Source organism: Microbacterium wangchenii (assembly GCF_004564355.1).
GTDB lineage: Bacteria > Actinomycetota > Actinomycetes > Actinomycetales > Microbacteriaceae > Microbacterium > Microbacterium wangchenii.
Genome location: NZ_CP038266.1, coordinates 1 through 25,895, shown reverse-complemented (window position 1 = coordinate 25,895; position 25,895 = coordinate 1). Strand labels below are relative to the sequence as shown.

Genomic DNA, 25,895 nt, shown 5'->3' with positions numbered 1-25,895 from the left:
CGGCGGCACCACCGTTCAGAACTCAGGAGATTCCGCCACATCCGACCCCCACCACCCCGGAAACCCCCGGATTCTCCTGAGTTCTGAACGGCGAAGCGGATGCGGCGGGCGAGCCGGAGAGCGGCGTCCATGGCCTCCCCAGCCGCCCTGACTACGATGTACCCACCGGTCTGCCTGCCTGAAGGAGTCTCGTGGGACTACTCGACAGTTTCGAGAAGGGTCTCGAACGCGCTGTCAACAGCGCCTTCGCGAAGACCTTCCGCAGCGGCATCCAGCCCGTGGAGATCGCTTCCGCCCTGCGCAGCGAACTCGACAAGAAGGCCGCGGTGGTCAGCCGCGACCGCATCCTGGCCCCCAACACCTTCACGGTGCGCCTCTCCCCCACCGACGACGAACGGATGGCGCAGCTCGGCGCCGCGCTCGGCGATGAGCTCGACACCCTCGTGAAAGCGCACGCCCGCACGCAGGGCTATTCGTTCGCCGGGCCGGTGGGCATCTCCCTCACGCGAGACGAGTCGCTCTCCACCGGCACGCTCCGCGTGGACTCGGAAACGGCCGCCGGCACGGTGTCGTGGCGCGGGGTGGTGGACATCGACGGGCAGCGGCATCCGCTCGTGAAGGCACGCACCGTGATCGGGCGCGGCAGCGACGCCGACATCACGATCCCGGATGCGGGCACCAGCCGCCGGCACGTGGAGATCCTGTGGGACGGCGAGCGCGCCATGGTGCGCGACCTGAAGTCCACCAACGGCACGCAGCTGAACGGCCAGAAGATCTCCGAAGCCCCGCTGCCCCCCGATTCCACCGTCACGATCGGCCGCACCGACATCGTCTTCCGCGTGGTCCCGCAGGCGGCGCCGGCCCGTCCGCGCAGCGCCGACGCGGACGCGACGCGTGCGTTCGGCCTGCCCGAGAGGGGTCCCTCCGCGTGAGCGAACTCACCCTCCTGCTGCTGCGCATCGGATTCCTGCTGCTGCTGTGGTTCTTCGTCTTCGCCGTCGTCTACTCGCTGCGCGCCGATCTGTTCGGCGTCAAGGTGCGGAAACTCCCCGAGCCCGCCCCGGCAGCGGCAGCGGCCGCCACCGCGGGGCCGGCGGGCGTCACCGAGCCGGTGGGACGTCCCGCGCCGGCCTCGAAGGCGAGGGATGCTGCGCCCGGGGGTGCCGCGACGACCAGCACCGTCTCCCGCATCGTCATCACGAGCGGACCGAAGGCCGGTGTCGAGCTGCCCCTGGGCAACGAGCCGCTCACGATCGGCCGGTCCAGCGAGTCGGCCCTCGTCATCCGCGACGACTACACCTCCAGCCACCACGCGCGCCTCGTGCTGTGGGGCGACAAGTGGATGATCCAGGACCTGGATTCCACCAACGGCACGTTCCATGACGGCACCCGCGTGGCCGCTCCCGTCCCGGTGAAGATCGGTGCGCCCATCAAGGTCGGCGCGACGACCTTCGAGCTGCGGAAGTAAGCACCGGATCCTCCATGGTCTTCCAGGGCTCGAGCGCCGCCATCTCACACACCGGCAAGGTGCGCTCCAACAACCAGGACTCCGGCTACGCCGGGTCGAACCTGTTCGTCGTGGCCGACGGCATGGGCGGCCACGCGGGCGGAGATGTCGCCTCGAGCCTCGCGATCGCCCGGCTCGCGCTCCTCGACCAGCCGTTCTCCTCCACCGCCGAAGCAGAGCTGGCGTTGCGCGACTCGATCGCCGACACCGCGACCGAGCTGATCGAGACCGTCGGCCGCCGCCCTGAGCTGGCCGGTATGGGCACGACCGTCAGCGCGCTGGTCATGGTCGACGACTACGCCGTCATCGCCCACATCGGCGACTCCCGCATCTACCTCTACCGCGAGGGCGCGCTCACTCAGATCACGACCGACCACACGTTCGTCCAGCGCCTCGTGGACTCCGGCCGCATCACGCCCGAGGAGGCGCGCTACCACCCGCGCCGCTCGGTGCTCATGCGCGTGCTGGGCGACATGGACCCCGACCCCGAGGTCGACACGTTCATCATGCCGACGCAGCCGGGAGACCGGTGGCTGCTGTGCTCCGACGGTCTGTCGGGAGTGCTGGATGATGCGCACACGGCCAAGGCGCTGAGCCAGGGCCTCGCCCCCGGTCGCACCGCCGACCTGCTGCTCAAGCACGCTCTGGACGGCGGCGCCCCCGACAACGTCACGATCGTGATCGTCGACGTCGGCGGCCAGCATCCGGTGTTCCTGGGCACACCCTCGATCGTCGGCTCGGCGTCGAACCCCATCGGCGTGGAGGTGCCCGCCGCCCGCCCCGGGCGCAGCAGCTGGCTGCACCCGAACCGTCAGGCCGCCAACGAGCCGACGCACTTCGAGCCGGATGCGGAGTTCCTCGAGGAGCTCATCGAGGAGGACCGTCGACGGGCGCGGCGGCGCCGCATCGGGTGGATCGTCGGATTCGTCCTGGTGCTGGCCGCCATCGCCGCCGCACTGGCCGTCGGCTACAACTGGACGCAGACCCGCTACTACATCGGCGCCGACGACGACACCGTGGTCGTGTACCGCGGCGTCCAGCAGTCGATCGGCCCCATCCCCCTGTCCACCCCGCACGAAGACACCGGCATCGCCCTGGCGGATCTGCCCGACTTCGAACGCGCCACCGTCGAGCGCACGATCTCGGCGCGCTCACTGTCCGACGCGGAGCTGATCGTGGATCGCCTGCGCGAGATGGCGGGAGCGGAGAACTGATGGCCGCCGGCACGCCTCTTGCCCGCCCGTCCGCTCCGGCCGACGGCGTGAGCACCGATACCGCCGTCGTGCGGGCGCTCAAGCTCCTGCGCGTCCCGCAGACCCAGCGCAACCGCGAGCTGGCGCTGCTGCTGTTCGCCCTCGTGCTCAACCTCGCCGCCGTGACGCTGGTCGATCTGGGCACCGGCCGCACGCCCGGCACCGATGTCGCCCTGTACGGCGCGCTCCCCGCCGCCCTCGCCCTCGCACTGCACGTCGTCCTGCGGCTGCGCGCGCGCGACGCCGACCCGTTCGTGCTCCCGATCGCGACGCTCCTGACGGGCCTGGGGATCGCCGAGATCTACCGCATCGACATCGCGCGCGACCACCTGGGGTGGGATGCCTCGTCGACGCGGCAGCTCGCGTGGTCGGCGCTCGCGATCGGCGGCGCGATGGCCCTGGTGCTCCTGCTGCGCAACTACCGTGTGCTGTTCCGCTACACGTATCTGTTCGGCCTGGCCGGCGTCCTGCTGCTCCTGCTGCCCTTCGTCCCGGGCCTGGGCACCAACCAGAATGCCGACGTGTGGGTCTCGGTCGGCGGCCTGTTCCAGTTCCAGCCGGGCGAGCTCGCGAAGATCTCGCTGGCGATCTTCTTCGCCGGCTACCTCGTGCGCACGCGCGAAAGCCTCACCTCCGTCGGCACCCGGTTCCTGTGGATGACGTGGCCGCGCGCGCGGGAGCTCGGCCCGCTGCTGGTCATCTGGCTGATCTCCCTCGGCATCATCGTGCTCCAGCGCGACCTCGGTACCGGACTGCTGCTGTTCGGCATGTTCGTGGCGATGCTGTACGTGGCCACCGGCAAGACGAGCTGGGTGCTCATCGGCGTCGTCCTCGCCGGCGGCGGCGCGTTCCTGGCCTCACGCGTGCTGCCCTACGTGGGCGCGCGCTTCTCGAACTGGCTGGATGCGTTCAACCCCGACCTCATCAACGGCAGCAGCTACCAGCTCGTGCAGGGCATCTTCGGCCTCGCCCAGGGCGGACTGATCGGCACGGGCCTGGGTCAGGGGCGGCCGTACCTGACGCCGCTGTCGCAGAGCGACTACATCCTGCCGAGCCTGGGCGAAGAGCTGGGGCTCGTGGGGGTCTTCGCGATCCTGTGCCTGTACATGGTGTTCGCCAGCCGCGGCGTGCGGATCGGCCTGGCCGGACAGGACGACTTCGGCAAGCTCCTGGCCACGGGGCTGTCGTTCACTATCGCGCTGCAGGTGTTCATCATGGTCGGCGGCGTCACGCGGCTGATCCCCCTGACCGGCCTGACCACACCGTTCCTCACCGCGGGAGGATCCTCGCTCATCTCCAACTGGCTCATCGTCGCGCTCCTCCTGCGCATCTCCGACGCCGTGCGCAGCCGACCCCGGGTGGTGATCGGATGACCAAGGAACTCCGCCGCCTCAGCATCCTCATGCTGGTGATGTTCCTCGCCCTGTTCGGGTCGACCAGCGTCATCCAGGTCGTGCAGGCCGACGACCTGGCCCGCAACCCGGCCAACACCCGGGCACTGTACGACTCCTATGAGATCCAGCGCGGATCGATCATCGCCGGCGGCACGGCCATCGCATCGTCCGTGCCCTCCGACGACGTCTACAGCTGGCAGCGCGTGTATGTCGATGCCGACATGTGGGCCCCCGTGACCGGATACATCAACCCTGTACTGGGCTCTGCACGCGGGCTCGAGCAGGCCATGACGCAGGCCCTCAGCGGCACCGCGGACTCGCAGTTCCTCTCCCGGCTCGACCGGATCGTGACCGGTCAGCCGCCGCGCGGATCCAACGTGGAGACCTCCCTGGACCCGGTGGTCCAGCGCGCCGCCTTCGACGCCCTCGCCGGGCTGCAGGGTGCCGTCATCGCCATCGAGCCCGACACCGGGCGCGTGCTGGCGATGGCCACGAGCCCCAGCTACGACACGAACGCGCTCGCCTCCCACGACACCGAAGCGGTCGAGGCGGCGTACCAGGCGCTCCTGGACGACCCCGCCGATCCCCTCGCCGACCGCGCGATCGCCGGAGACCTCAACCCGCCGGGTTCGACGTTCAAGCTCGTCGTCGTCTCCGCCGCGCTGGCGTCGGGGGACTACACGCCCGATTCGACGCTGCCCAACCCGGCTCTGTACCAGCTGCCCCAGTCATCCCGCACCGTGCGTAACGCCGGCGGCGGCACGTGCGGTCCGGGCGAAGAGGTCACGATCGCCACCGCCCTGCGCCTCAGCTGCAACATCCCCATGGCCGAGCTGGCGGTGCGCCTGGGGGACGACGCGATCCGCGAGGAGGCGGAGAAGTACGGTTTCAACCGCGCCTTCGAGTTGCCGCTCACCTCGACGCCCTCGTCCTACCCCAGCGGACTGGATGACGCGCAGACCGCGCTGACGGGCTTCGGTCAGGGCCAGGTCATCGCGACGCCGCTGCAGATGGCGATGGTGTCGGCGGGCGTGGCCAACGGCGGGGTCGTGATGAACCCGCGGATGGTGGACGCCGTCATCGGCCCCGATCTGACGGTGCAGGAGACCTTCGACAGCACCGAGTACGGCCGTGCCCTCGAGGAGACGCTCGCGGACGAGCTGGCGGGCATGATGGTCGCCAATGTCCGTGAGGGTGCGGCCTCCGGTGCAAGAATAGACGGGGTCGAGGTGGCCGGTAAGACGGGCACCGCGGAGAACGGCGACCGCCCTTACACGCTCTGGTTCACCGGCTTCGCGCCGGCGGATGACCCGCAGGTCGCCGTGGCGGTTGTGGTCGAAGCCGGCGGAGGACAAGGACAGTCGGGCAGCGGAGACACCATCGCCGCTCCCATCGCGAAGAAGGTCATGGAGGCGGTGCTGGGTAGATGAGACCGACACAGGGTGTGACCTTCGGCGGACGCTACGAACTCGAGTCGCGAGTCGCGATCGGGGGGATGGGCGAGGTCTGGGAGGCGACCGATCACGTCATCGGACGGACGGTCGCGATCAAGATCCTCAAGGACGAGTACATGGGCGATCCGGGCTTCCTGGAGCGCTTCCGCGCCGAGGCCCGCCACGCCGCGCTGGTCAACCACGAGGGCATCGCGAGCGTCTTCGACTACGGCGAGGAGAACGGCAGCGCGTTCCTGGTGATGGAGCTCGTCCCGGGCGAGGCGCTCTCCACGATCCTCGAGCGCGAGGGCACGCTGCCCACCGACAAGACGCTCGACATCGTCGCGCAGACGGCCGCCGCCCTGCAGGCCGCCCATGCCGCCGGTCTCGTCCACCGTGACATCAAGCCGGGCAACCTGCTGATCACGCCCGACGGACGGGTCAAGATCACCGACTTCGGCATTGCGCGCATCGCCGACCAGGTCCCGCTCACCGCGACCGGTCAGGTCATGGGAACGGTGCAGTACCTCTCGCCGGAGCAGGCGTCGGGGCATCCCGCGTCGCCGGCCACCGACATCTACTCGCTCGGCATCGTCGCGTACGAATGCCTCGCCGGCAAGCGCCCGTTCACCGGGGAGTCGCAGGTCGCGATCGCGATGGCGCAGATCAACGAGCAGCCGCCACCGCTTCCGCCCACCGTCCCCGAGCCGGTGCAGCGACTGGTCATGGCCATGATCGCCAAGAAGCCGGAGGAGCGGCCCGCCTCGGCCGCCGCTGTCTCCCGCGCGGCGTCAGCGCTGCGCCGAGGCGACCTCACCGCCGCGATCGCGGCCGTCCCCGCGGTCGGCGGGGCTGCCGCTGCCGACGACGTCACCCAGCTGCTCACGGCCGGCGGTGACACCGCGGCCGCCACGCGCCTCCTCCCCTCCCCGACCCTGGCGACCACCACGCCGGCTCCGGAAGAGGATGCGGCGGAGAAGAAGCGCAAGCGCAGCCCGTGGACGTGGCCGCTCATCGCCCTCATCGCCCTGCTCGTGCTCGTGCTCGGCGGCACGCTCATCGCGTTCTTCGTGAACCAGGGCGACCCCGCCCCGGAGAGCTCCACCACCTCGAGCACGCCCCGGACACCGACGCCGAGAGACACGCCCACACCGGAACCCACGACCGCGACCGTGAACCTCGACTCGCTCGGGCTCATCGGCATGAGCTGCGACGCCGCCATCCAGGCCGCCAACGACGCGGGTCTGCGGGCCAGCCGGGCCGACGGCTCCGCGGCGCCCAGCGCGGAACAGGTCGGCACGGTCGAATCCACCGATCCCGCGCGCGGAAACCTCGATGAGGGCCAGGCGCTGACGGTGACGTGCTTCGTCGAACAGACGCAGATCCCCAGCCCCGGGAACGGGCCCACCGTGACCCCGAACCCCGCGCCCTCGGGCGGGACGGCGACGGTGTCGTGGGACGGGTTCACGTGCCCGAGCGGCACCGGCACCCTGAGCGGCTACACCGTGACCATCACGGGAGCGATCTTCGCCGCCGACGGCACGACCCAGCGCAGCTTCGGCGCCGGTGAGCAGTCCGCCGACATCCAGGTGCCCGCCACCGGGAACATCACCGCCAGCTACGTCGCCCTGTGCAGCGGGCAGGGCGGGCAGCGCGAGTCGGGACCTTCGCCCACGTCGCAGGTCTCGATCGCCGCGGCCCCGACCCCGGACCCTTCGCCGACGACCGACGGGGAATAAACTAGCCTCTTGTTCCACCACCTGGGGAGTGCACCGTGACGACCGAGACACGCGTGCTGTCCGGCCGCTACCGCATCGATGAGCTCATCGGGCGAGGCGGCATGGCCAGCGTGTACCGCGGGTACGACGTCACCCTCGGCCGGGCGGTGGCGATCAAGATCCTCCGACGGGAACTGGCGGAGGATGCTGCGTTCCGCACCCGCTTCCGGCTGGAGGCCCAGGCCGCCTCGCGCATGGCGCACCCCGCGATCGTGCGCGTCTTCGACGCGGGCGAGGATTCCGAGGTCGGCACCGACGGCGCCCAGCACCCGGTGCCCTACATCGTCATGGAGCTCGTCCACGGCAAGCTGCTGAAGGACGTCATCTCCGAGGGTCCGGTCTCCGTCGACGACGCGCGGCGCTACGTCGACGGCATCCTGGAGGCGCTGGAGTTCTCCCACCGCGCCGGTGTGGTGCACCGCGACATCAAGCCCGGCAACGTCATGGTCACCGATGCCGGTCAGGTGAAGGTGATGGACTTCGGCATCGCCCGTGCCGTGTCTGATTCCTCCTCGACGGTCGCCGAGACCACGACCATCCTCGGCACGGCGTCGTACTTCTCCCCCGAGCAGGCCAAGGGCGAACCCGTCGACGCCCGCGCCGACCTGTACTCCACCGGCGTCGTGCTCTACGAGCTGCTCACCGGCCGTCCTCCCTTCCGGGGCGAGTCGCCGGTCGCGGTGGCCTACCAGCACGTCAGCGAAGCGCCCGTGCCGCCGTCGGAGATCACCGACACGGTCCCGCGCGCACTGGATGCCGTCGTGCTGCGCGCATTGGCGAAGGATCCGTTCCAGCGGTTCCCGGATGCGGCGAGCTTCCGTGCCGCGCTGGATGCCACCGTCGACGGCAAGGAGCCCAGCAAGAAGCAGCTGGGCGCCCTGACGAGCGAGCTCTACGGACCCAACCCGCGGCACGCGGCGGAGACGGCACGGTCGCTGCGGCAGCTGAGCACCGACACCACCATGCGTCGCACGCAGTCCGGCCCCCCGGTGGCGTGGATCTGGGCCGGAGTCGCCCTGCTGGCCGTGCTGCTGGTCTCGGTGCTGATCTGGACCATGTCGATCCGCCCGGCCACCGAGGTGCCCGGCAACGCGCGCATCGTGCCCGATGTGTCGGATGTCGCGTGGGACCGCGCCGAGGAACTGCTGCTCGCCGAAGACCTCGTGCCGATCCGCGTCGACGAATCCAGCGCGACGGTCGCCGAGGGCAACGTCATCCGCACCGACCCGGCCGCCGGCATCTCGGTGGCGCGGCGGAACGAAGTGACGGTCTACGTCTCCCGCGGCGAGGAGACGGCGACCGTGCCGACCCTCGCCGGGCTCCCCGAGGAGTCGGCCCGGCAGGCGATCACCGACGCCGGCCTGACCGTGGGCGCGATCCGTCAGCGCAACGACCCGAGCGCGGCGGGCGGGACGGTGCTCGAGACGGATCAGCCCGAGGGCGCCACCGTGCCGCTGGGGACCACGGTGAACCTCGTCGTGGCCACCGGCCGCGTCGTGATCGTCGATTACGCCGGCTACACCCTGGACGCCGCGACCCGCGAGCTGCAGAGCCCCGAGATCCAGCTGACCGTCGTCACGGAGGAAGACCCGGCGTGCCCGGCGGCGGCGACCCCGACGGTGTCGCGTCAGTCGATCGGACCGGGTGAGGTGCCGATCCATTCGGAGATCGTCCTCACGGTGTGCACGGGGCCGTGACCGCCCCTCGCGGGTGCAGCCGGCGCCCGCGTTCCTCGGCTTCGGCGAGGCCTGCCGAGGCCAGCCAATTGCCCAGGAGCCGGTGACCGCCCTCGGTGAGGATGCTCTCGGGATGGAACTGCACGCCCTGGATCGGCGCGCTGCGGTGGGCGACGCCCATGATCACACCCGACTCCGTGACCGCCGTGACCGCCAGTTCCGGCGGCAGCGACTCGGGGACGATCGTGAGGGAGTGGTACCGCGTGGCGACCATGGGGCGGGCAAGGCCCCGGAAGAGGCCGGTGGCGTCGTGTTCGACGAGCGAGGTCAGGCCGTGCATGAGTTCGGGTGCGTGGCCCACGGTGGCGCCGAAGGCGACGCCGATGGCCTGGTGTCCGAGACACACCCCGAGCAGGGGCACATCGCGCTCCGCGGCCGCGCGGACGATGTCGATCGACGCGCCGGCGTGTTCCGGGTCGCCCGGTCCGGGGGAGACGAGCACCGCGTCCGCGTGCGACACGACGGATGCCGCGTCGTGCGGGTCGACCGCGTCGGCCTCGATCAGCTCCACGTCCGCACCCAATTGCCGGATGTAGCCGGCGAGGGTGTGCACGAAGCTGTCATGGTTGTCCACCACGACCACGCGGAAGCCACTCACTGGACGGTGACGTCTTGCGGGTTGACGAACTGGCTCACCCACGGGAACACCCACGTGAACAGCCCGTACACGATGGCGGTCGCAAGGATCAGCAGGATCAGCACGCGCACCCACCACGGCCCGGGGAGCACCCGCCACAGTGCGGCGTACATCAGCTCGCCGCCTCGGTCAGCGCGGGCGGCACCGCGTCGCCGGTGCGGGGCATGAAGGATTCGAACAGGCCGTAGCCCACGATCCGCTCCGCCATGGAATTCATCGGACTGCAGCTGGTCAAAGTGATGTACCGCTCCCCCGCCGGGACCTCGGGCCGCTGCGGGACATCCAGCAGCACGTCCACCGCATCGGGTGTGACGTACTCCAGCGTACGGAAGCGGTAGGTGTACCAGCCCTCTTTCGTCTCGACGACGATCGGGTCGCCCACACGCAGCTCGGCGATGCGGTTGAAGGGCTTGCCGAAAGTCGTCCGGTGCGCGGCGAGGGCGAAGTTGCCGACCTCCCCGGGCATCGCCGTGTCGGGGTAGTGACCGATGCCGATGGGGTCGAGGGTCCGGGGGCGGCTCACACCCCCGGCGATCGGCATGGCGTAGTCCGCGCCGAAGCGCGGGATGTGCATGACTCCGAAGATCTCGGCATCCGCGGGCTGCGGCAGGATCACCGGCTCAACCGCAGCGGGCTCGGTGGGAGCATCCGTCTCCTCGGGCGCCGGCTCCTCGGTGGGAACCACCGGGGCGACCTCCTGCTGCCACTGCTCGGACAGCTCGACGCCGGCCCGGTTCTTCTCCGCCGCGTAGATCACGTCGCCGATCCACAGCTGCCACGCGACGTAGAGGAGCACCACGACACCGATGGTGATGAGCACCTCGCCGAGGACCCCGACGAGAGAGACGCGTCGCCGCGGCCGTGCACGTCGTGCACGCCGGGTCACCACCGTCTCGCTCGCCATCACGGTTGCGATCTTAGAGCCGCAGGCTATGCGGCAGCTGCCAGCTAGACTGTCGGCATGGCACGAACTGGCAACGGCGACGACCCGATCGCCGAGCGCAGCGAAGGTGCTGCGGCACCCAACCCGGTTTGGTTCAAGCCGGTCATGCTGGGCCTCATGGTGATCGGCTTGATCTGGGTGCTCGTCTTCTACCTGAGCGGAACCAATCTTCCGATCCCGGGCATCGGCGCGTGGAACCTCGCGATCGGCTTCGGCATCGCGTTCATCGGCTTCCTGATGACCACCCGCTGGCGCTAATTACACGCGTGTGATTTTGTCCCCATGTGTGGATAGACCTGTGGATAACCGCCGGTCCCCTCACGTGTAGAGAACCGGCGGAAGGGCGAGGAGCCCGACCAGCACTCCCGTCAGCGCGATGAGCAGACCCACCCTCAGCCGCGCCTGTCGCGCCGCGCGGGTGCGTGCGTAGATCAGCCCGACGGCGGCTCCCACGATGAGCCCGCCCAGGTGCGACTGCCACGAGATCTGGATGGCCGAAAGCGCCCCCGCGAAGGATCCGGTTCCGGCCGCGGAGAGAAGCGCCAGCACGAACGGCAGCGCGAAGTTCACGCCGATCAGGATCGCGATCACGCGGATATTCGCGCCCAGATGCCGCCCGATCACCAGCAGGGCGCCGAACAGACCGAAGATCGCCCCGGAGGCTCCCACCACGGGCACGTTCGGTGCCAGCAGCGCGACGGCGACGGATCCCCCCGCTGCGCTGAGCACGTACAGCAGGAGGAATCGTGCGGCGCCCAGGAGCGGCTCGAGGCTCCGGCCGATGAACCACAGCGCGAGCATGTTCAGACCCACGTGCCAGAACCCGCTGTGGACCAGGGCGACCGTCAGCACGCGCCACGGCTGGAAGACACCGCTGACCTGTGGATAGATCGCGGGCGCGTAGAACGACAGGTACCCCTCGATGACCCGTCCGATCCCCGGGATCAGGGTCACGACGAACACCAGCGCTGTCACGGCGATGATGGCGTACGTCACCGTGGGGCGCCCGCTCACGGCGGTCATCGCCGCCGGGCGCGACCAGCGCCGCTCGGCCTTGCGCTGCGCCGGCGTCGCCGCCGCGCGCTGCTCGGCGAGGCACTCCGGGCAGATGACCCCGACGGCGGCCTGCGTCTGGCACTCCGGGCAGATCGTGCGCAGGCACCGCTGGCACAGGACGAAACTCTGCCGGTCGGGATGCCGGTAGCAGAAGTTGTCGCGGTTGCGGTGGAACTCGTCCGTGGTCACCGCCGGGATCCTCGGCTCAGACCGGGACGACGTCGATCGAGCTGATGACCACCGGCTCGATCGGGCGGTCGCCCGCCGCCGTGGGCACGGCCGCGATGGCGTCGACGACGGCCTTGGAGGCGTCGTCGGCGACCTCGCCGAAGATCGTGTGCTTGCCCTGCAGCCACGGGGTCGGGTCGGTGGTGATGAAGAACTGCGAGCCGTTGGTGCCCTCGAGCTGGCCCGTGATGGCGTTGCGGCGCATCCCGGCGTTGGCCATCGCCAGCTTGTACGGGGCGTTGAAGTCCAGTTCAGGGCTGATCTCGTCGTTGAAGTTGTAGCCCGGTCCGCCCACGCCCTGGCCGAGCGGGTCGCCGCCCTGGATCATGAAGCCGGGGATGATGCGGTGGAAGATGACGTCGGAGTACAGCGGTCCCTCGCCCGGCTGGCCGGTGGCGGGATGCGTCCACGCCTGTGATCCATCGGAGAGTCCGATGAAGTTCTGCACGGTGCGGGGAGCCTGATCCCCGAAGAGGTTGACGACGATGTCGCCGTGGTTGGTGTGGATGGTGGCGACGGCGCTGTGGGAAGGCATGGGTACATTCTCGCAGAGTTATCTGCAAGCCCCTCCGTCCGTCGGAGGCCGCGTCTGGCAAGATGGGCGGATACGTCCCATCGATCGGGAGGGCACAACCGTGAGCGTCAGCCGCAAGCGTAAGAAAGAACTCCGCAAGCTCCAGGAGCAGGCGACCAAGCTCTGGGAATCGCAGCAGGTGCTGCTGAATCAGAGCGCGAACGTCGCCCGCGAGGCCGGGCGCCAGATCGGCAACTACGGCCGTGAGCAGGTGGTCCCCGTCGTACAGCAGAGCTACGGCAAGTACGCCGCTCCCTACGTGGACAAGAGCGTGCAGCTGTCGCGTCACCTGCTGACCGACAAGGTCGTCCCCACCGCGGGTGCGGTCGTCGGGTCCGCCATGTCGGTGTGGGATGCCGCGCACGACACCCGCGCACGTCTGGCCTCGGGCCGCGGCCTGGCCCTGCCGGACGCGAAGACCTACGCGAAGAAGGCCGACAAGTACGGCAAGAAGGCCACCAAGGCGCTGTCCGCGAAGTTCGCCGAGCCGAAGCGCTCGGGCATGGGCGCCGGCGGGGTCATCGCGATCCTTCTCGGGATCGCCGCTGCGGCCGGCGTCGTCTACGCCGCCTGGCAGACCCTGCGCGCCGACGACGAGCTCTGGGTCGCCGACGACCCGCTGCGCGCGCCTGACGCGTGAGCGATGACTCCACCTCGAGGGTCCGTGACGCGGCTGCCGCGCGCGGCCTCGAGGTGGAGTTGGTTCGGCGGCCCGCCGCATCCAGCCTCGCCGACGCAGCGGCCCTTCTGGGCCTGACGCCCGCCGACATCGTCAAGACGCTCGTGGTCAAACGGGCCGACGACACGTATCTGTTCGCGCTCGTGCCCGGCGACCGGGCAATCTCCTGGCCGAAGCTGCGGGCGGTGGTCGGAGTCAACCGGCTCCAGCTCCCCGACGCGGAGCGGGCGCTGGCAGCGACGGGGTACGCCCGCGGAACGATCGTCCCGATCGGCAGCACCACCGACTGGCCGGTGTATGCCGATGAGAGCATCCGAGGTCGACGCATCGCGATGGGGGCGGGCGCGCACGGCTACAGCCTGTTCGTCGACGCCGATGCGCTTATCGCCGCCTACGACGCCACGGTCGCCGACATCACCGTGGCGGCGCCGGCGAGCTGATCACCGCGTCGATCAGCCGGTCCAGCGACCGGTGGAGCGCTGCGCGCGCCTCCACATCGCCGCCGCGTTCCATGAGCCACAGCGCGCCCTCGTTCATCGCGCCGGAGAGCAGCTGCGTGAGCGCCTCCACGTCACTCGCCGGGGCCACCAGGGCGACCGCCTCACGCAGCTCGGCGACGGATGCCGCGGCATCCAGTCCGCGCCACTCCGACCATCCGAGCACGGCGGGCGCCTCGACCAGAAGGAGGCGGGCCGCGGTGTCGGTGGTGATGCTGTCGACGAACGCGTGGCATCCCGCACGCAGCTGCTCCGCCGGCTCGGTCTCGCCATCGGCGCGGCGAACGATCGCCGCCGCAACGCGCTCGTGCCCCGCCCGGGCCGCGGCCCGCAGGAGGCCGCGCTTGTCGGCGTAGTGGTGGTACACCGCGCCCCGGGTCACCCCTGCAGCGCGGGCGATGTCGTCGACGGAGGCCTCGGCATACCCTTCGGCGGTGAACCGCTCGAGGGCCGCGTCGAGGATGCGCTCGGCGGTGCGGGCCGCGTCGGCGGCAGATGCGCGTGGCATCCCCTTACTTTACGTGCACATCGCATGTATCCTCTTTTACGTTCACAATGTACGTAAAGGAGTCACCATGGCACTGACCGCTTTCTACCCCGTCGTTCAGACCGCCGAGCCCCGGGAGGCGGCGGACTTCTTCATCCGGAGTTTCGGATTCGAGGAGACCTTCGGAGCCGACTGGTACGTGAGTCTGCGACACGGTCCGCACGAGGTCGCCTTCCTCCAGGCCGACCACCCGACGATCCCCGCCGGGCACCGCGGGGCGGCGTCGGGGCTGTTGCTGAACGTGGAGGTCGACGACGCTGCGGGGGAGTACCGCCGCCTGGCCGAAGCCGGCGAGGTCGAGATGCGACTGGACCTGCGCGATGAGCCGTTCGGACAGCGGCATTTCATCTTCGAAGGTCCCGGCGGAGTCCTCGTCGACGTCATCGAGGAGATTCCTCCGGCACCGGAGTACGCCGCCGGCTTCGCGAGCTGATCCCTCCGCCCGGATCCGTCCCCGGCGTCAGGGCCGATCCCGCAGCCCGGCCATCCGCAGCCCGATGTCGACGAGTTTCACGCGCGGGAGCGCCTCGATCTGTTCGAGCGAGAACCACTCGGCCTTGTCGGTGGATCCGCCGACCTCGTCGCGCAGCCGTCCGCCGGTGATGTGGGCGCGGTAGACGATCCGCAGTGCCTGAAGCGGCCCCGCGGCATCGCTGGTGAGGCGATCGGTGGCGGGGATCACGCGGGAGTGGATGCCTAGCAGCTCGTCCAGGACCACCCGGAAGCCGGTCTCCTCCAGCACTTCCCGGCGCGCGGCGTGTTCCGGGTCTTCGCCGGGCTCCAATCCTCCTCCCGGCAGGGTCCAGGCGGAGTGGCGGCCTTCGTTCCAGTGCGCGAGCAGCACCCGACCTTCCGCATCCGCGACGATGGCGTACGCGGCGACCCTCATGTCCATGAATCCACACCCTACCCATCCGGTTGTCGCCGGGCGCTCTTATCATGGGGCCATGACGGCGGCGCGAAGCAGCGAGGCCGAGCGGCTCCTGACCCTGGCCGCCGAGCACATGCTCACGCACGGCGTGAGTCAGCTCTCGCTGTCGCAGTTGGCGCGGGCCATCGGCTCGAACAACCGGATGCTGCTGTACTACTTCGAGTCGAAGGACGCCCTGTTCGCCGCCGCGCTGCGACGCGCGTACGAGGGCATGCCCGCCGAGCGGACGCTGCTCGCGCATCTGCAGCGCCCGGGAGACATCAGGACGCAGCTGGGGGAGGCGTGGCGCATGCTGCGGGCGCCGGAGAACGTCCCCTACATCCGCCTGTTCTTCGAGGCGTTCGGAACTGCCGTGCGAGACCCCGACGGAAACCGCAGTCAGCTGACCGACATCGCCGCGGTGTGGCCCGGCGAGGTCCAGCGAGCGTTCGTGGTGCACGGATACGCCGAGGCCGATGCCGAGGCCGCCGCATCCCGGCTCCTGGCGCTGTGGCGCGGATTGCAGTTCGCCCTGCTGGAGGGCGTCGACACCGATACCCTCGACGACGCGCACGATCGTGCGGTGGCCGCGCTGTTCCCGGACTGACGCCGCTGGAGGGCTCCGGGGGTGGGGAGTGGTGGAGCCTAGCGGATTCGAACCGCTGACATCCTGCTTGCAAAGCAGGCGCTCTACCAACTGAGCTAAGGCCCCGGGGCGTTGAAAGTGGGGCTACCAGGACTTGAACCTGGGACCTCTTCATTATCAGTGAAGCGCTCTAACCGCCTGAGCTATAGCCCCGAATCGCGCTGACGCGCATGTCGTCAACCTCGTCGACTTTACCCGACGCGCGAGGTTTTTCCGAATCGGATCAGTTCGACGTGAAGCCGACGAGGAGTCCCCCGGTGACCTTCACCGCGAGGTTGTAGATGCCGGCGACCACGGCGCCCAGCACCGTCACGACGATGAGGTTCAGGATCGCGACGATCGCCGCGAACGCCATCACCTGTGGCAGCCCCACGAACGCCTCCAGCGACACGCCGCCGTCGGAGAAGCTCGTGAAGAACTCATCCACCCGGTCGATGAGCCCGGTGGTCTTCACGACCATGTAGATGAGGAAGAACGACACCACGGTGACGATCGCCAGGGCGACGGCGGCCAGGAACGAGAGCTTGACCGCCGACCAGAAGTCCACATAGACCAGCCGCAGGCGCACCTGCTTGGCACCGGTCTTGTGGGTGGACTTCTTGGCGAGCTTGTCGGCTACCGTGCTCATGCGTCAGTACTCTCCTCGGTGGTCTCGGCGGAGGCTTCGGATGCGGCCGCATCGACGGCGGGCGCATCGGCCACGGGCTCGGAATCCTGGGCCAGGGCGGTCATGCTCCGCTCGCTGTTGCGGGCGATCGCGATGATGCGATCGTCTCCACCGGCGCGGGCGAAAACGACTCCCATGGTGTCACGTCCCTTGGCAGGCACCTCGGCCACGGCAGAGCGTACCACCTTGCCGCTGGCAAGAACCACAAGCACCTCGTCGTCCTCCGACACCATGAGACCACCGGCGAGATCGCCGCGATCATCGCTCAGGCGGGCGACCTTGATGCCCAAACCGCCGCGGCTCTGGGTCCGGTACTGGTCCACCGCAGTGCGCTTGGCGTAGCCGCCCTCGGTGACGACGAAGACGTAGCCGTCCTCGGAGACGACCGATGCCGACAGGAGGCTGTCATCCCCACGGAAGGACATGCCCTTCACACCCTCGGTGGCCCGGCCCATCGGCCGCAGCGACTCGTCGGTGGCGGTGAAGCGCAACGACATGCCGTGGCGGCTGATGAGCATGATGTCATCGCCCTCGTCCACGAGGAGGGCGCTCACGAGCTCGTCGCCCTCGCGGAGGCGGATCGCGATGACGCCGCCCTGACGGTTCGTGTCGTACTCCGACAGGCGCGTCTTCTTCACCAGGCCACCGCGCGTGGCCAGGGTGAGGTAGGTGGCCACTTCGTAATCGCGGATGTCGAGGATCTGCGCGATCTCCTCCTCCGGCTGCAGGGCGAGCAGGTTGGCGACGTGCTGGCCCTTCGCGTCGCGCCCGGCCTCGGGCACTTCGTACGCCTTGGCGCGGTACACGCGGCCCTTGTTCGTGAAGAACAGCAGCCAGTGGTGCGTCGTGGTGACGAAGAAGTGCTCCACGACGTCGTCGGCGCGCAGCTGCGCGCCCTTCACACCGCGTCCGCCGCGGTGCTGCGACCGGTAGTTGTCGCTGCGTGTGCGCTTGATGTACCCGTCGCGGGTGACGGTGACCACCATCTCCTCTTCGGGGATGAGGTCTTCGATGCTCATGTCGCCGTCGTAGCCCGGCACGATCTCGGTGCGGCGGTCGTCGCCGAACTTCTCCACGATGACGCTCAGTTCGTCGCGGATGATCGAGCGCTGGCGAAGCTCGTCGGCGAGGATGTCGTTGTAGTCCGCGATGCGCGCCTCGAGCTCGGTGGCCTGGTCGACGATCTTCTGCCGCTCCAGCGCCGCGAGACGTCGCAGCTGCATGTCGAGGATCGCCTGCGCCTGATCGTCGTCGACGTCGAGCAGGGTCTTGAGGCCCTCACGCGCCTCCTCCACGGTGGGGGAGCGGCGGATGAGCGCGATGACCTCATCGAGCGCGTCGAGCGCCTTGAGGTAGCCGCGCAGGATGTGCATGCGCTTCTCGGCCTCGCGGAGCCGGTACCGCGTGCGGCGGACGATGACCTCGACCTGGTGCTCGATCCACAACGAGATGAAGCCGTCCAGCGGCAGCGTGCGCGGCACGCCGTCCACGATCGCCAGCATGTTGGCGCCGAAGTTCTCCTGCAGCTGCGTGTGCTTGTACAGGTTGTTCAGCACGACCTTGGCGACGGCATCCCGCTTGAGCACGATGACCAGGCGCTGTCCGGTGCGCCCGGAGGACTCGTCGCGGATGTCGGCGATACCGGTGATCTTGCCGTCGCGCGCGAGGTCGCTGATCTTCACCGCGACGTTGTCGGGGTTGACCTGGTACGGCAGTTCGGTGATGACCAGGCACGTGCGGCCCTGGACCTCTTCGACGTTGACGACGGCGCGCATCGTGATCGAGCCGCGGCCGGTGCGGTAGGCGTCCTTGATGCCGCGGGTGCCGAGGATCTGCGCGGCGGTGGGGAAGTCGGGCCCGGGGATGCGCGCCATGAGGGCTTCGAGCAGCTCTTCGCGCGTGGCATCCGGGTGATCCAGCGCCCACACGGCGCCGGCGGCGACTTCGCGGAGGTTGTGCGGCGGGATGTTCGTGGCCATGCCGACGGCGATGCCGACCGACCCGTTCACCAAGAGGTTCGGGAAGCGGGCGGGCAGGACCGTGGGCTCCTGCGTCTGACCGTCGTAGTTGTCCTGGAAGTCGACGGTCTCCTCTTCGATGTCGCGCACCATCTCCAGCGCGAGGGGAGCCATCTTCGTCTCGGTGTACCGGGGGGCGGCGGCGCCCTGGTTTCCGGGGGAGCCGAAGTTGCCCTGTCCCAGCGCGAGCGGGTAGCGCAGCGACCACGGCTGCACGAGGCGCACGAGGGCGTCGTAGATCGGGGCATCACCGTGCGGGTGGTAGTGACCCATCACCTCGCCGACGACACGGGCGCACTTGGAGAACGACTTGTCGGGGCGGAATCCACCGTCGTACATGCCGTAGATCACGCGGCGGTGCACGGGCTTGAGCCCGTCGCGCACGTCGGGGAGCGCGCGACCCACGATGACGCTCATCGCGTAGTCGAGGTAGCTGCGCTGCATCTCCAGCTGCAGGTCGACCTGGTCGATCTTGCCGTGCTCGTGGATGGGCTCGGGGCGGGGCTCGCCCGCGCCGGTCGAAGCGTCGTCAGACATGTCTTCTCAGTTCTTCGTCGGTGAGGCTCAGATGTCGAGGAAGCGCACGTCTTTGGCGTTGCGCTGGATGAACCCGCGGCGGGATTCCACGTCTTCGCCCATCAGCACGGAGAAGATCTCATCCGCCGAGGCGGCGTCATCGATCGTCACCTGCCGGAGCGTGCGGGTCTGCGGGTCCATGGTGGTCTCCCACAGTTCGTGGTCGTTCATCTCGCCCAGACCCTTGTACCGCTGGATGGCGTTGTCCTTCGGGATGCGCTTGCCCTCGGCCTGCCCGGCCACCAGCAGCGCGTCGCGCTCCCGGTCGCTGTAGGCGTATTCGTGCGCGTGGTTGGACCACTTGATGCGGTACAGCGGGGGCTGCGCGAGGTAGACGAACCCGGCCTCGATGAGCCCGCGCATGTAGCGGAACAGCAGCGTCAGCAGCAGCGTCGTGATGTGCTGACCGTCGACGTCGGCATCGGCCATCAGGACGATCTTGTGGTACCGCGCCTTCTGGATGTCGAAGTCCTCGCCGATGCCGGTGCCGAAGGCCTGGATCATCGCCTGGACTTCCTTGTTGCCCAGGGCACGGTCCAGCCGCGCACGCTCGACGTTGAGGATCTTGCCGCGCAGCGCCAGGATCGCCTGCGTGTGCGGGTCGCGTCCCTGTACGGCCGAGCCGCCGGCGGAGTCACCCTCCACCAGGAAGATCTCGCTGATCGAGGGGTCCTTGCTCGTGCAGTCCTTGAGCTTGTCGGGCATCGCGGCCGACTCGAACACGCTCTTTCGACGCGCGGTCTCGCGGGCCTTGCGCGCGGCCAAGCGGGCGGTGGCGGCGTCGATGGCCTTGCGGATGATGTTCTTCGCCTGCACCGGGTTGCGGTCGAACCAGTCGCCGAGCTGGTCGCCGACCACCTTCTGGACGTACGCCTTGGCCTCGGTGTTGCCAAGCTTCGTCTTGGTCTGACCCTCGAACTGCGGCTCCGACAGCTTGACCGACAGGACGGCTGTCAGCCCTTCACGCACGTCCTCACCCGTGAGGTTGTCGTCCTTCTCCTTGAGCAGGTTGTTGGCCCGCGCGTACCGGTTGACCAGCGTGGTCAGCGCGGCGCGGAATCCCTCTTCGTGGGTGCCGCCCTCGTGGGTGTTGATCGTGTTGGCGAACGTGAAGACGTTCTCGCTGTAACTCGTCGTCCACTGCATCGCCATCTCGAGCGCGATCTTGCGGTTGTTGTCCTCCGACTCGAAGTCGATGATGACGTCGTTGACGACCTCCGAGCGACGCACCTTGTTGAGGTACTCGACGTAGTCGACGAGTCCGCGCTCGTACAGGAAGCTGTCGTGCGGCTGGTGGGGGATCTCCTCACCGGTCTCGCTCGCCTCGACCGAGACCGCCTGCGGCCGCTCGTCACTCAGGTCGATGCGCAGTCCCTTGTTGAGGAAGGCCATCTGCTGGAATCGCGTGCGGAGCGTCTCGTAGTCGAAGTCGACCGTGTCGAAGATGCTCTCATCGGGCCAGAACGTGATGGTCGTGCCCGTCTCGTCGCTGGCCTCGCCCTTCTCCAGTGGCGCCACCGGCACGCCGCCGTCGCGGAACGACTGCCGCCACACGTGTCCCTGTCGCCGGACCTCGACCTCCAGACGAGAGGAGAGGGCGTTGACGACGGAGGAACCCACGCCGTGGAGCCCTCCGGAGACGGCATACCCGCCGCCGCCGAACTTTCCGCCGGCGTGCAGCACGGTCAGGACGACCTCGACGGTCGACTTCTTCTCCGTGCGGTGCATGTCTACCGGGATGCCTCGACCGTTGTCGACCACGCGCACCGCGCCGTCGGGCAGGATCGTCACGCCGATCGTGTCGCAGTACCCGGCGAGGGCCTCATCCACCGAGTTGTCCACGATCTCGTAGACCAGGTGGTGCAGACCGCGCTCGCCCGTCGAACCGATGTACATGCCCGGGCGCTTGCGCACCGCCTCGAGGCCTTCGAGCACCTGGATCTCGTCGGCGCCGTACTCGTGCGTGTTCTTGGTGGGAGCGGAAGCGGCTTCTTCGGGAACGTTAGCGGGGTTCTCGGACGTCATAAGTTCGCGCGCTCCATACAGGTCGGCAGATGTTCGTCCAGTCTACCAACCCGGAGCTCCCCTCCGATGCGTGTGCGGCGCTGTGGCGCGTTGAAATCCGCCCGGACAGCCCAGAACGTGGTTCAGCCGTAGGTATCGCGAGGACCACGGCCTGGAATGGCTCTGGGACCCCATTTCCAGGAGGGGACGTCCGGTCCGATGAAGCGGATCGCGTCGACCCCCGCCTCGGGGAAGCGCCGCATGATCTCCGACAGCACCTGCGCACGCATGAGCTGCAGCTGCTTCGCCCACGCCGTGGAGTCGGCCTGCACAGTGAGGAGGCCCGCATCCAGCGCGACCGGGCGGGTGTGCTGCGCGGTCTCGGTACCGGCCACCTCCTCCCACGTCCGGGCGATGTCCGCGCGTGCGAGCTGCGGCTCCCACCCGGCATCCCGCGTCAGGGTGTCGAGGACGTCACCGACGCCGTGCGGATCGCGCCCGCCCATGAAGGGCTGGTTCTCATCGGCCACGGGGCGGGGCCCGCGCCGGCGGCGGTACTTCGAGGGCTCCAGCCCGCGCAGGCGCAGATAGGTCGCGAGGGTCTCGGGAACCTCGGGTGCTCCCTTGTCAGGCATCCGCTTCCTCCAGGATGCGGCCGGCCTCGACCCGCACCACGTGGGCACGGAGGCCGTCGGGCACGTCCTCCTCCACGGCGGAGGTGACGATCACCTGCTCGTAGCCGCCCGCCAGCTCCGCCAGCCGCGCGCGTCTGCCCGCGTCCAGCTCGGCGAAGACGTCGTCGAGGATGAGCACAGGGTCACCGAGCCGGGACTCGGCGCGCAGCAGTTCGGCCGATGCGAGCCGCAGGGCGAGGGCGACGGACCAGGATTCGCCGTGCGACGCGTACCCGCGGACGGGCAGGCCCCGCACCCGCAGGACGAGGTCGTCGCGGTGTGGGCCCACCAGATTCAGCCCGCGTTCCAGCTCCGCCGCGCGCCGGGCGGCCAGCGCCGCGCGGAACTGCTCTGCGATGGAGGCGGGGTCGGCCGCATCCGAGGACGCCGAATCGCCTTCCTCGGGGTCGCCGCCGCGCACCGACAGCGCCCACTCCAGCCGGGGCTCGTGGTCGGCGCCGGCGATGGCGGTGTAGGCAGCCGCGACCGGCTCGGACAGGTCGGCCGCAAGGGCCAGGCGCGCCTGGATCACTTCTGTGCCGAGGGCGACGAGTTTGTCATCCCACACGTCGAGGGTGGACAGCGCGTCGCCGCGGATGCCGCGCGCCCGCGCCGATTTCAACAGCGCGCCTCGCTGGCGCAGCACACGGTCGTAATCGGCCAGCACCCCGGCCAACCGCGGTGTGCGCTGGATGAGCAGCGCGTCGGCGAAGCGACGACGAGCGGAGGGATCACCCCGCACGATCTGGAGGTCTTCAGGGGCGAACAGCACGACCTGCGCATACCGCGGCAACTCGGCGGTGCGCACGGCGGAGCCGTTCACGCGCGCCTTGTTGGATCCGGTGCGGTTCAGCTGGAGCTCCAGCAGCACGCGCCGGTCGCCATGGGCCAGCCGCGCACGCACGATCGCGGCCTCCGCCCCGTCGCGGACCATCGGTGCGTCGGAGGACACGCGGTGCGAGCCCAGAGTCGCGAGATAGGCGACGGCTTCGACGAGATTGGTCTTGCCCTGCCCGTTGCGGCCCACGAAGACATTCGGACCGGGGTGCAGCGAGAGGTCGGCGACCGCGTAATTACGGAAGTCGACGAGCCCGAGCTGCTCCACGATCATGCGACCACCCTAATTCCGACGTGCGACGCCGCGGACCTCGCGGCTCGAGCGTCAGCGCAGGAGGAGATTGGGCTGCAGCAGGTACTTGAACGACTCCGCGCCGCCCTTGTCGACCGAGGTCTGCGGGGTGATCAGCACGGGGCTGAGCTTGTTGGCGTTCTCGCTCGAGGTGAAGGTCACCCGGGTGAACTCGCTCTTGACCGCGCCGAGCGATTCCAGCAGGTACTGCGGGTTCAAACCCAGCGTCACGTCCTCACCCAGGAGCGTCGCGTCGACCGACTCCGTGGCTCGCGCCTGCTCGGTGCCCGAGGCATCCATCGACACGGAGTCGCCTGCGAACGTGAACCGCAGCGGGGCGGACCGGTCCAGCACGAGCGACACGCGGCGCACAGCTTCGGCGAGCTCTGCGGTGTTGACCACCGCGTGATGCTCCGTCTGAGCGGGGAAGAGGCGCCGTACGGGTGGGAAATTGCCCTTGATCAGCAGAGAAGTGACCGTCTTGTTGCCCGCGGTGAACGCGATGATCTCGCGGTCACCCGATCCGGAGAAGGCGATGGCGATATCGCCGCCGTGCGCGAAGGTCTTCCCGACCTCCTGCAGGGTACGGGCCGGGACCAGAGCGGTGATCGGCTCGTCGCCGGCGGCGGAGCCGCCGTCCCACGGGATCTCACGGAGAGCGACGCGGTACCGGTCGGTGGCCACGAGGCTCAGCGTGGTTCCGGTGACTTCGAGCTGCACGCCGGTCAGGACGGGGGTGACGTCATCGCGGGAGGCGGCGAAGGCGACCTGGGCGATCGCGGTGGCGAAATCCTCGGCCGGGACGAGGCCCGACTGCCCGCTCACTTCGGGGATCGCGGGGTATTCCTGAACCGGCATGGACGCGAGCGTGAAGCGCGCCGAGCCGCAGGACAGCAGGATGCCCCCGTCTTCGTCGACGGTGATCTGGATCGGCGCGTTGGGCAGGCGGCTGGCGATCTCGGAGAGGAGGCGTCCGTGCACGAGGATCGTGCCGGGTTCGTCCACCGTCGCCTCGATGGTCGTACGTGCCGAGGCTTCGTAGTCGAACGCGGCGAGGGAGAGCCCGCCTTCGCCGGCTTCGATCAGAACGCCGGCAAGGATCGGCTGCGGATTGCGCTGCGGAAGGAGCTTGACGACGAACGACACGGCTTCGCTGAACACATCGCGATTGACGTGAAACTTCACGGGTGCTCCCTCGGCTTCGTCTGGCGTACCCATGCTAGTGCCCGAGTCGTGTCTTCCCGGAAGCACCGTTCTCACCGTCAAGGTGATCGGGTGTATTTCCTCGAAGGGATTTCTCTTCATCTTGTTAACAGCTGTGGAAACTGTGGATAGATCGCGCGATGCCAGGTGGGACATGGGAACTACACGCGTGTGAGATGTGGGACGCCTGCGGAACGGCTTCGGAGAACGTCGTGTAATCACATCCGTGTAATTCCGCGTCCTCCACAGCGAAGAGGAAATCGACTCACATGGCCCAGGCGTGTCATCCACGGTTATCCACAGGTTATCCACACTGTGCAGAACTGCATGATGAAGGCACCGCAGAGCGGTGTCAAGAAGGCCCGGCTGCCGGGCGCGTCGCGTGGTTCAGCGAGAGCGGCCGAGCTGGGTGGTGATCTCGGAGACCTGGTTGTAGATCGAGCGGCGCTCCTTCATGAGGTCGCTGATCTTCTTGTAGGCGTACATCACGGTGGTGTGATCGCGGTTGCCGAACAGCTGCCCGATCTTGGGCAGCGACAGGCTCGTGCGCTCGCGACACAGGTACATCGCGATCTGGCGGGCCGTCGCCACCGCTTGGGAGCGGCTGGACCCGTAGAGGTCGTCGACGGAGAGTTTGAAGTACTGAGCCGTCGCCGTGATGATGTCCGTCGGTGACACCACGTTGGCGTCGTCCTGATCGATGATGTCGCGCAGCACGGTCTGAGCCAGCGACATGTCGAGGTTCGAGCGGTTGAGGCTCGCGAACGCGGAGACGCGGATGAGGGCGCCCTCCAGTTCGCGGATGTTCGAGGACACGACGCTCGCGATGTACTCCAGCACCTCGTCGGGGATCTGGAGTCGCTCGCTCTGCGCCTTCTTGCGGAGGATCGCGATGCGCGTCTCAAGGTCGGGCGCCTGCACGTCGGTGATGAGACCCCACTCGAACCGGCTGCGCATGCGGTCTTCGAACCCGGTCAGGAGCTTGGGGGCCACGTCGCTGGTGATCACGACCTGTTTGTCGTGGTCATGCAACGTGTTGAAGGTGTGGAAGAACGCCTCCTGTGTCTCCGCGCGCCCCTGCAGGAACTGGATGTCGTCGATGAGCAGGATGTCGACGTCGCGATACCGGGCTTGGAAGGCCGAGCCGCGGTTGTTGACGATGGAGTTGATGAAGTCGTTCGTGAACTCCTCGCTGGAGACGTACCGCACGCGGATGCCGGCGTACATGCTCACGGCATAGTCGCCGATCGCGTGGAGGAGATGGGTCTTGCCCAGGCCCGAGTCGCCGTAGATGAACAGCGGGTTGTAAGCCTTCGCCGGTGCTTCGGCGACGGCCACCGCGGCCGCGTGCGAAAACCGGTTCGACTGGCCGATGACGAAGTTGTCGAACGTGTACTTCGGGTTCAGTCGCGTGTCGCTGCGCGACGCCGGGGATGCGGCCTCGCCGGCATCGTCGGGCGCAGGGCGGGAGACGGCGGGCGGCGGCGGTGCCGAGGACTGCACGGAGATGGGTGCGGTCAGGTGGGCGTCGATGAGGTCCGGATTCACGGCGACACGGAACGAGGTGGCCGGCTCCGGAGCATCCACCTTGGTGAGGGCCTCGAGGAGAGGAAGACGGAGGCGCTTGTTGATCTGCGCCGCGGTGAGGTCGTTGGGAACGTCGAGGTACAGCACTCCGGCGTACACGCCGCTCGGGACCACGAGGTGCAGGAATCCCTGGAGCTGGGGCGTCACCCGGTCATCGGCGAGGAGGAGTGCGAGCACCGCCGACCAGATGGGGACGTCCGATGCATCGCTGTCTGACAT

At 68.8% G+C, this 25,895-nt stretch carries 26 protein-coding genes and 2 tRNA genes; 12 read left to right on the top strand and 16 right to left on the bottom strand.

Going from position 1 to position 25,895, the window contains the following annotated elements; genetic code table 11:
* Positions 1–191 precede the first annotated feature (191 nt).
* Genes E4K62_RS00135 through pknB form a run of 7 tightly spaced genes read left to right on the top strand, consistent with a single transcriptional unit; the run spans position 192 to position 9,062 of the window.
* Positions 192–932, top strand: a complete 741-nt coding sequence (locus tag E4K62_RS00135) for an FhaA domain-containing protein (RefSeq protein ID WP_135062406.1) — start codon at positions 192–194, stop codon at positions 930–932.
* A complete protein-coding gene (locus tag E4K62_RS00130; protein WP_135062404.1) occupies positions 929–1,468 on the top strand; it encodes an FHA domain-containing protein FhaB/FipA in 540 nt (179 codons plus the stop codon). Before E4K62_RS00135 ends, E4K62_RS00130 begins: the two co-directional genes overlap by 4 nt.
* Positions 1,469–1,482: 14 nt before the next feature.
* Complete coding sequence (locus E4K62_RS00125; RefSeq protein WP_135062402.1) at positions 1,483–2,721, top strand: PP2C family protein-serine/threonine phosphatase; 1,239 nt, start codon at positions 1,483–1,485, stop codon at positions 2,719–2,721.
* Positions 2,721–4,133: an FtsW/RodA/SpoVE family cell cycle protein gene (locus E4K62_RS00120; protein ID WP_135062400.1), complete on the top strand. Its 1,413-nt coding sequence runs from the start codon at positions 2,721–2,723 to the stop codon at positions 4,131–4,133. The genes E4K62_RS00125 and E4K62_RS00120 overlap by 1 nt, the downstream gene beginning before the upstream one ends.
* Complete coding sequence (locus tag E4K62_RS00115) at positions 4,130–5,584, top strand: peptidoglycan D,D-transpeptidase FtsI family protein (protein WP_135062398.1); 1,455 nt, start codon at positions 4,130–4,132, stop codon at positions 5,582–5,584. Before E4K62_RS00120 ends, E4K62_RS00115 begins: the two co-directional genes overlap by 4 nt.
* On the top strand, positions 5,581–7,326 hold the full coding sequence (locus E4K62_RS00110) for a serine/threonine-protein kinase (protein WP_135062396.1): 1,746 nt from the start codon (positions 5,581–5,583) through the stop codon (positions 7,324–7,326). Before E4K62_RS00115 ends, E4K62_RS00110 begins: the two co-directional genes overlap by 4 nt.
* A 35-nt stretch (positions 7,327–7,361) precedes the next feature.
* Positions 7,362–9,062 (top strand): Stk1 family PASTA domain-containing Ser/Thr kinase, encoded by a 1,701-nt coding sequence (gene pknB / locus E4K62_RS00105; protein ID WP_135062394.1) that lies wholly within the window; start codon positions 7,362–7,364, stop codon positions 9,060–9,062.
* On the opposite strand, the gene E4K62_RS00100 is transcribed toward pknB, so the two are convergent.
* From E4K62_RS00100 to E4K62_RS00095, 3 genes are read right to left on the bottom strand one after another with little or no spacing between them, the layout of a single operon-like run.
* Entirely contained in the window at positions 9,040–9,699 is a 660-nt protein-coding gene (locus E4K62_RS00100) for an anthranilate synthase component II (protein WP_135062392.1), read from the bottom strand. The two genes, pknB and E4K62_RS00100, sit on opposite strands and share 23 nt — an antisense overlap.
* Positions 9,696–9,851, bottom strand: a complete 156-nt coding sequence (locus E4K62_RS18580; RefSeq protein ID WP_167747675.1) for a hypothetical protein — start codon at positions 9,849–9,851, stop codon at positions 9,696–9,698. Before E4K62_RS18580 ends, E4K62_RS00100 begins: the two co-directional genes overlap by 4 nt.
* Positions 9,851–10,645: a class E sortase gene (locus E4K62_RS00095; RefSeq protein ID WP_374108126.1), complete on the bottom strand. Its 795-nt coding sequence runs from the start codon at positions 10,643–10,645 to the stop codon at positions 9,851–9,853. Before E4K62_RS00095 ends, E4K62_RS18580 begins: the two co-directional genes overlap by 1 nt.
* A 54-nt stretch (positions 10,646–10,699) precedes the next feature.
* On the opposite strand from E4K62_RS00095, the gene E4K62_RS00090 reads away from it, so the two are divergent.
* Entirely contained in the window at positions 10,700–10,939 is a 240-nt protein-coding gene (locus tag E4K62_RS00090) for a cell division protein CrgA (protein WP_135062390.1), read from the top strand.
* Positions 10,940–10,999: 60 nt separating this feature from the next.
* Here the strand turns inward: E4K62_RS00090 and E4K62_RS00085 are convergent, their stop codons facing one another.
* Both E4K62_RS00085 and E4K62_RS00080 read right to left on the bottom strand, forming a co-directional pair.
* Positions 11,000–11,926, bottom strand: a complete 927-nt coding sequence (locus E4K62_RS00085; RefSeq protein ID WP_135062388.1) for a rhomboid family intramembrane serine protease — start codon at positions 11,924–11,926, stop codon at positions 11,000–11,002.
* A gap of 16 nt (positions 11,927–11,942) precedes the next feature.
* Positions 11,943–12,500, bottom strand: a complete 558-nt coding sequence (locus E4K62_RS00080) for a peptidylprolyl isomerase (protein ID WP_135062386.1) — start codon at positions 12,498–12,500, stop codon at positions 11,943–11,945.
* Positions 12,501–12,600: 100 nt separating this feature from the next.
* On the opposite strand from E4K62_RS00080, the gene E4K62_RS00075 reads away from it, so the two are divergent.
* Entirely contained in the window at positions 12,601–13,179 is a 579-nt protein-coding gene (locus E4K62_RS00075) for a DNA helicase (RefSeq protein ID WP_135062384.1), read from the top strand.
* Positions 13,176–13,658, top strand: coding sequence for an aminoacyl-tRNA deacylase (locus E4K62_RS00070; RefSeq protein ID WP_135062382.1), 483 nt, complete (start codon positions 13,176–13,178; stop codon positions 13,656–13,658). Before E4K62_RS00075 ends, E4K62_RS00070 begins: the two co-directional genes overlap by 4 nt.
* Here the strand turns inward: E4K62_RS00070 and E4K62_RS00065 are convergent.
* On the bottom strand, positions 13,633–14,223 hold the full coding sequence (locus tag E4K62_RS00065) for a TetR/AcrR family transcriptional regulator (RefSeq protein ID WP_135062380.1): 591 nt from the start codon (positions 14,221–14,223) through the stop codon (positions 13,633–13,635). The genes E4K62_RS00070 and E4K62_RS00065 overlap by 26 nt on opposite strands.
* A gap of 67 nt (positions 14,224–14,290) precedes the next feature.
* Here E4K62_RS00065 and E4K62_RS00060 point away from each other — a divergent pair, with 67 nt between their 5' ends.
* A complete protein-coding gene (locus E4K62_RS00060) occupies positions 14,291–14,695 on the top strand; it encodes a VOC family protein (protein WP_135062378.1) in 405 nt (134 codons plus the stop codon).
* 27 nt (positions 14,696–14,722) lie between these two features.
* Here the strand turns inward: E4K62_RS00060 and E4K62_RS00055 are convergent, their stop codons facing one another.
* Positions 14,723–15,157 carry an NUDIX hydrolase gene (locus E4K62_RS00055; RefSeq protein ID WP_135062376.1) on the bottom strand — a complete coding sequence of 145 codons (435 nt, stop codon included), beginning with the start codon at positions 15,155–15,157 and terminating at the stop codon, positions 14,723–14,725.
* A 52-nt stretch (positions 15,158–15,209) separates the two neighbouring features.
* On the opposite strand from E4K62_RS00055, the gene E4K62_RS00050 reads away from it, so the two are divergent.
* On the top strand, positions 15,210–15,779 hold the full coding sequence (locus E4K62_RS00050; RefSeq protein WP_167747674.1) for a TetR/AcrR family transcriptional regulator: 570 nt from the start codon (positions 15,210–15,212) through the stop codon (positions 15,777–15,779).
* 29 nt (positions 15,780–15,808) lie between these two features.
* Here the strand turns inward: E4K62_RS00050 and E4K62_RS00045 are convergent.
* The 9 genes from E4K62_RS00045 to dnaA form a co-directional block, all read right to left on the bottom strand.
* Positions 15,809–15,884, bottom strand: a tRNA-Ala gene (locus E4K62_RS00045).
* 13 nt (positions 15,885–15,897) lie between these two features.
* Positions 15,898–15,971, bottom strand: a tRNA-Ile gene (locus E4K62_RS00040).
* 70 nt (positions 15,972–16,041) lie between these two features.
* On the bottom strand, positions 16,042–16,446 hold the full coding sequence (locus tag E4K62_RS00035; RefSeq protein WP_135062372.1) for a DUF3566 domain-containing protein: 405 nt from the start codon (positions 16,444–16,446) through the stop codon (positions 16,042–16,044).
* A complete protein-coding gene (gene gyrA, locus E4K62_RS00030) occupies positions 16,443–19,040 on the bottom strand; it encodes a DNA gyrase subunit A (RefSeq protein WP_135062370.1) in 2,598 nt (865 codons plus the stop codon). The genes E4K62_RS00035 and gyrA overlap by 4 nt, the downstream gene beginning before the upstream one ends.
* Positions 19,041–19,067: 27 nt before the next feature.
* Positions 19,068–21,104: a DNA topoisomerase (ATP-hydrolyzing) subunit B gene (gyrB, locus tag E4K62_RS00025; RefSeq protein WP_135062368.1), complete on the bottom strand. Its 2,037-nt coding sequence runs from the start codon at positions 21,102–21,104 to the stop codon at positions 19,068–19,070.
* Positions 21,105–21,226: 122 nt separating this feature from the next.
* Positions 21,227–21,718, bottom strand: a complete 492-nt coding sequence (locus tag E4K62_RS00020; protein ID WP_135062366.1) for a DciA family protein — start codon at positions 21,716–21,718, stop codon at positions 21,227–21,229.
* Positions 21,711–22,868: a DNA replication/repair protein RecF gene (gene recF / locus E4K62_RS00015; protein ID WP_135062364.1), complete on the bottom strand. Its 1,158-nt coding sequence runs from the start codon at positions 22,866–22,868 to the stop codon at positions 21,711–21,713. Before recF ends, E4K62_RS00020 begins: the two co-directional genes overlap by 8 nt.
* Positions 22,869–22,919: 51 nt before the next feature.
* Positions 22,920–24,071, bottom strand: coding sequence for a DNA polymerase III subunit beta (gene dnaN / locus E4K62_RS00010; RefSeq protein ID WP_135062362.1), 1,152 nt, complete (start codon positions 24,069–24,071; stop codon positions 22,920–22,922).
* Positions 24,072–24,476: 405 nt separating this feature from the next.
* On the bottom strand, positions 24,477–25,895 hold the full coding sequence (gene dnaA / locus E4K62_RS00005; RefSeq protein ID WP_135062360.1) for a chromosomal replication initiator protein DnaA: 1,419 nt from the start codon (positions 25,893–25,895) through the stop codon (positions 24,477–24,479).

What these genes read in the sequence shown, in the direction of transcription:
- E4K62_RS18580 (WP_167747675.1), bottom strand. Translation starts at nt 9,851, where the DNA reads ATGTACGCCGCACTGTGGCGGGTGCTCCCCGGGCCGTGGTGGGTGCGC.
- E4K62_RS00020 (WP_135062366.1), bottom strand. Translation starts at nt 21,718, where the DNA reads ATGCCTGACAAGGGAGCACCCGAGGTTCCCGAGACCCTCGCGACCTAT.
- E4K62_RS00035 (WP_135062372.1), bottom strand. Translation starts at nt 16,446, where the DNA reads ATGAGCACGGTAGCCGACAAGCTCGCCAAGAAGTCCACCCACAAGACC.
- E4K62_RS00055 (WP_135062376.1), bottom strand. Translation starts at nt 15,157, where the DNA reads ATGGACATGAGGGTCGCCGCGTACGCCATCGTCGCGGATGCGGAAGGT.
- E4K62_RS00060 (WP_135062378.1), top strand. Translation starts at nt 14,291, where the DNA reads ATGGCACTGACCGCTTTCTACCCCGTCGTTCAGACCGCCGAGCCCCGG.
- E4K62_RS00090 (WP_135062390.1), top strand. Translation starts at nt 10,700, where the DNA reads ATGGCACGAACTGGCAACGGCGACGACCCGATCGCCGAGCGCAGCGAA.
- E4K62_RS00080 (WP_135062386.1), bottom strand. Translation starts at nt 12,500, where the DNA reads ATGCCTTCCCACAGCGCCGTCGCCACCATCCACACCAACCACGGCGAC.
- E4K62_RS00065 (WP_135062380.1), bottom strand. Translation starts at nt 14,223, where the DNA reads ATGCCACGCGCATCTGCCGCCGACGCGGCCCGCACCGCCGAGCGCATC.
- E4K62_RS00120 (WP_135062400.1), top strand. Translation starts at nt 2,721, where the DNA reads ATGGCCGCCGGCACGCCTCTTGCCCGCCCGTCCGCTCCGGCCGACGGC.
- E4K62_RS00050 (WP_167747674.1), top strand. Translation starts at nt 15,210, where the DNA reads ATGACGGCGGCGCGAAGCAGCGAGGCCGAGCGGCTCCTGACCCTGGCC.
- E4K62_RS00115 (WP_135062398.1), top strand. Translation starts at nt 4,130, where the DNA reads ATGACCAAGGAACTCCGCCGCCTCAGCATCCTCATGCTGGTGATGTTC.
- E4K62_RS00110 (WP_135062396.1), top strand. Translation starts at nt 5,581, where the DNA reads ATGAGACCGACACAGGGTGTGACCTTCGGCGGACGCTACGAACTCGAG.
- dnaA (WP_135062360.1), bottom strand. Translation starts at nt 25,895, where the DNA reads ATGTCAGACAGCGATGCATCGGACGTCCCCATCTGGTCGGCGGTGCTC.
- E4K62_RS00125 (WP_135062402.1), top strand. Translation starts at nt 1,483, where the DNA reads ATGGTCTTCCAGGGCTCGAGCGCCGCCATCTCACACACCGGCAAGGTG.
- gyrB (WP_135062368.1), bottom strand. Translation starts at nt 21,104, where the DNA reads ATGACGTCCGAGAACCCCGCTAACGTTCCCGAAGAAGCCGCTTCCGCT.
- recF (WP_135062364.1), bottom strand. Translation starts at nt 22,868, where the DNA reads ATGATCGTGGAGCAGCTCGGGCTCGTCGACTTCCGTAATTACGCGGTC.
- gyrA (WP_135062370.1), bottom strand. Translation starts at nt 19,040, where the DNA reads ATGTCTGACGACGCTTCGACCGGCGCGGGCGAGCCCCGCCCCGAGCCC.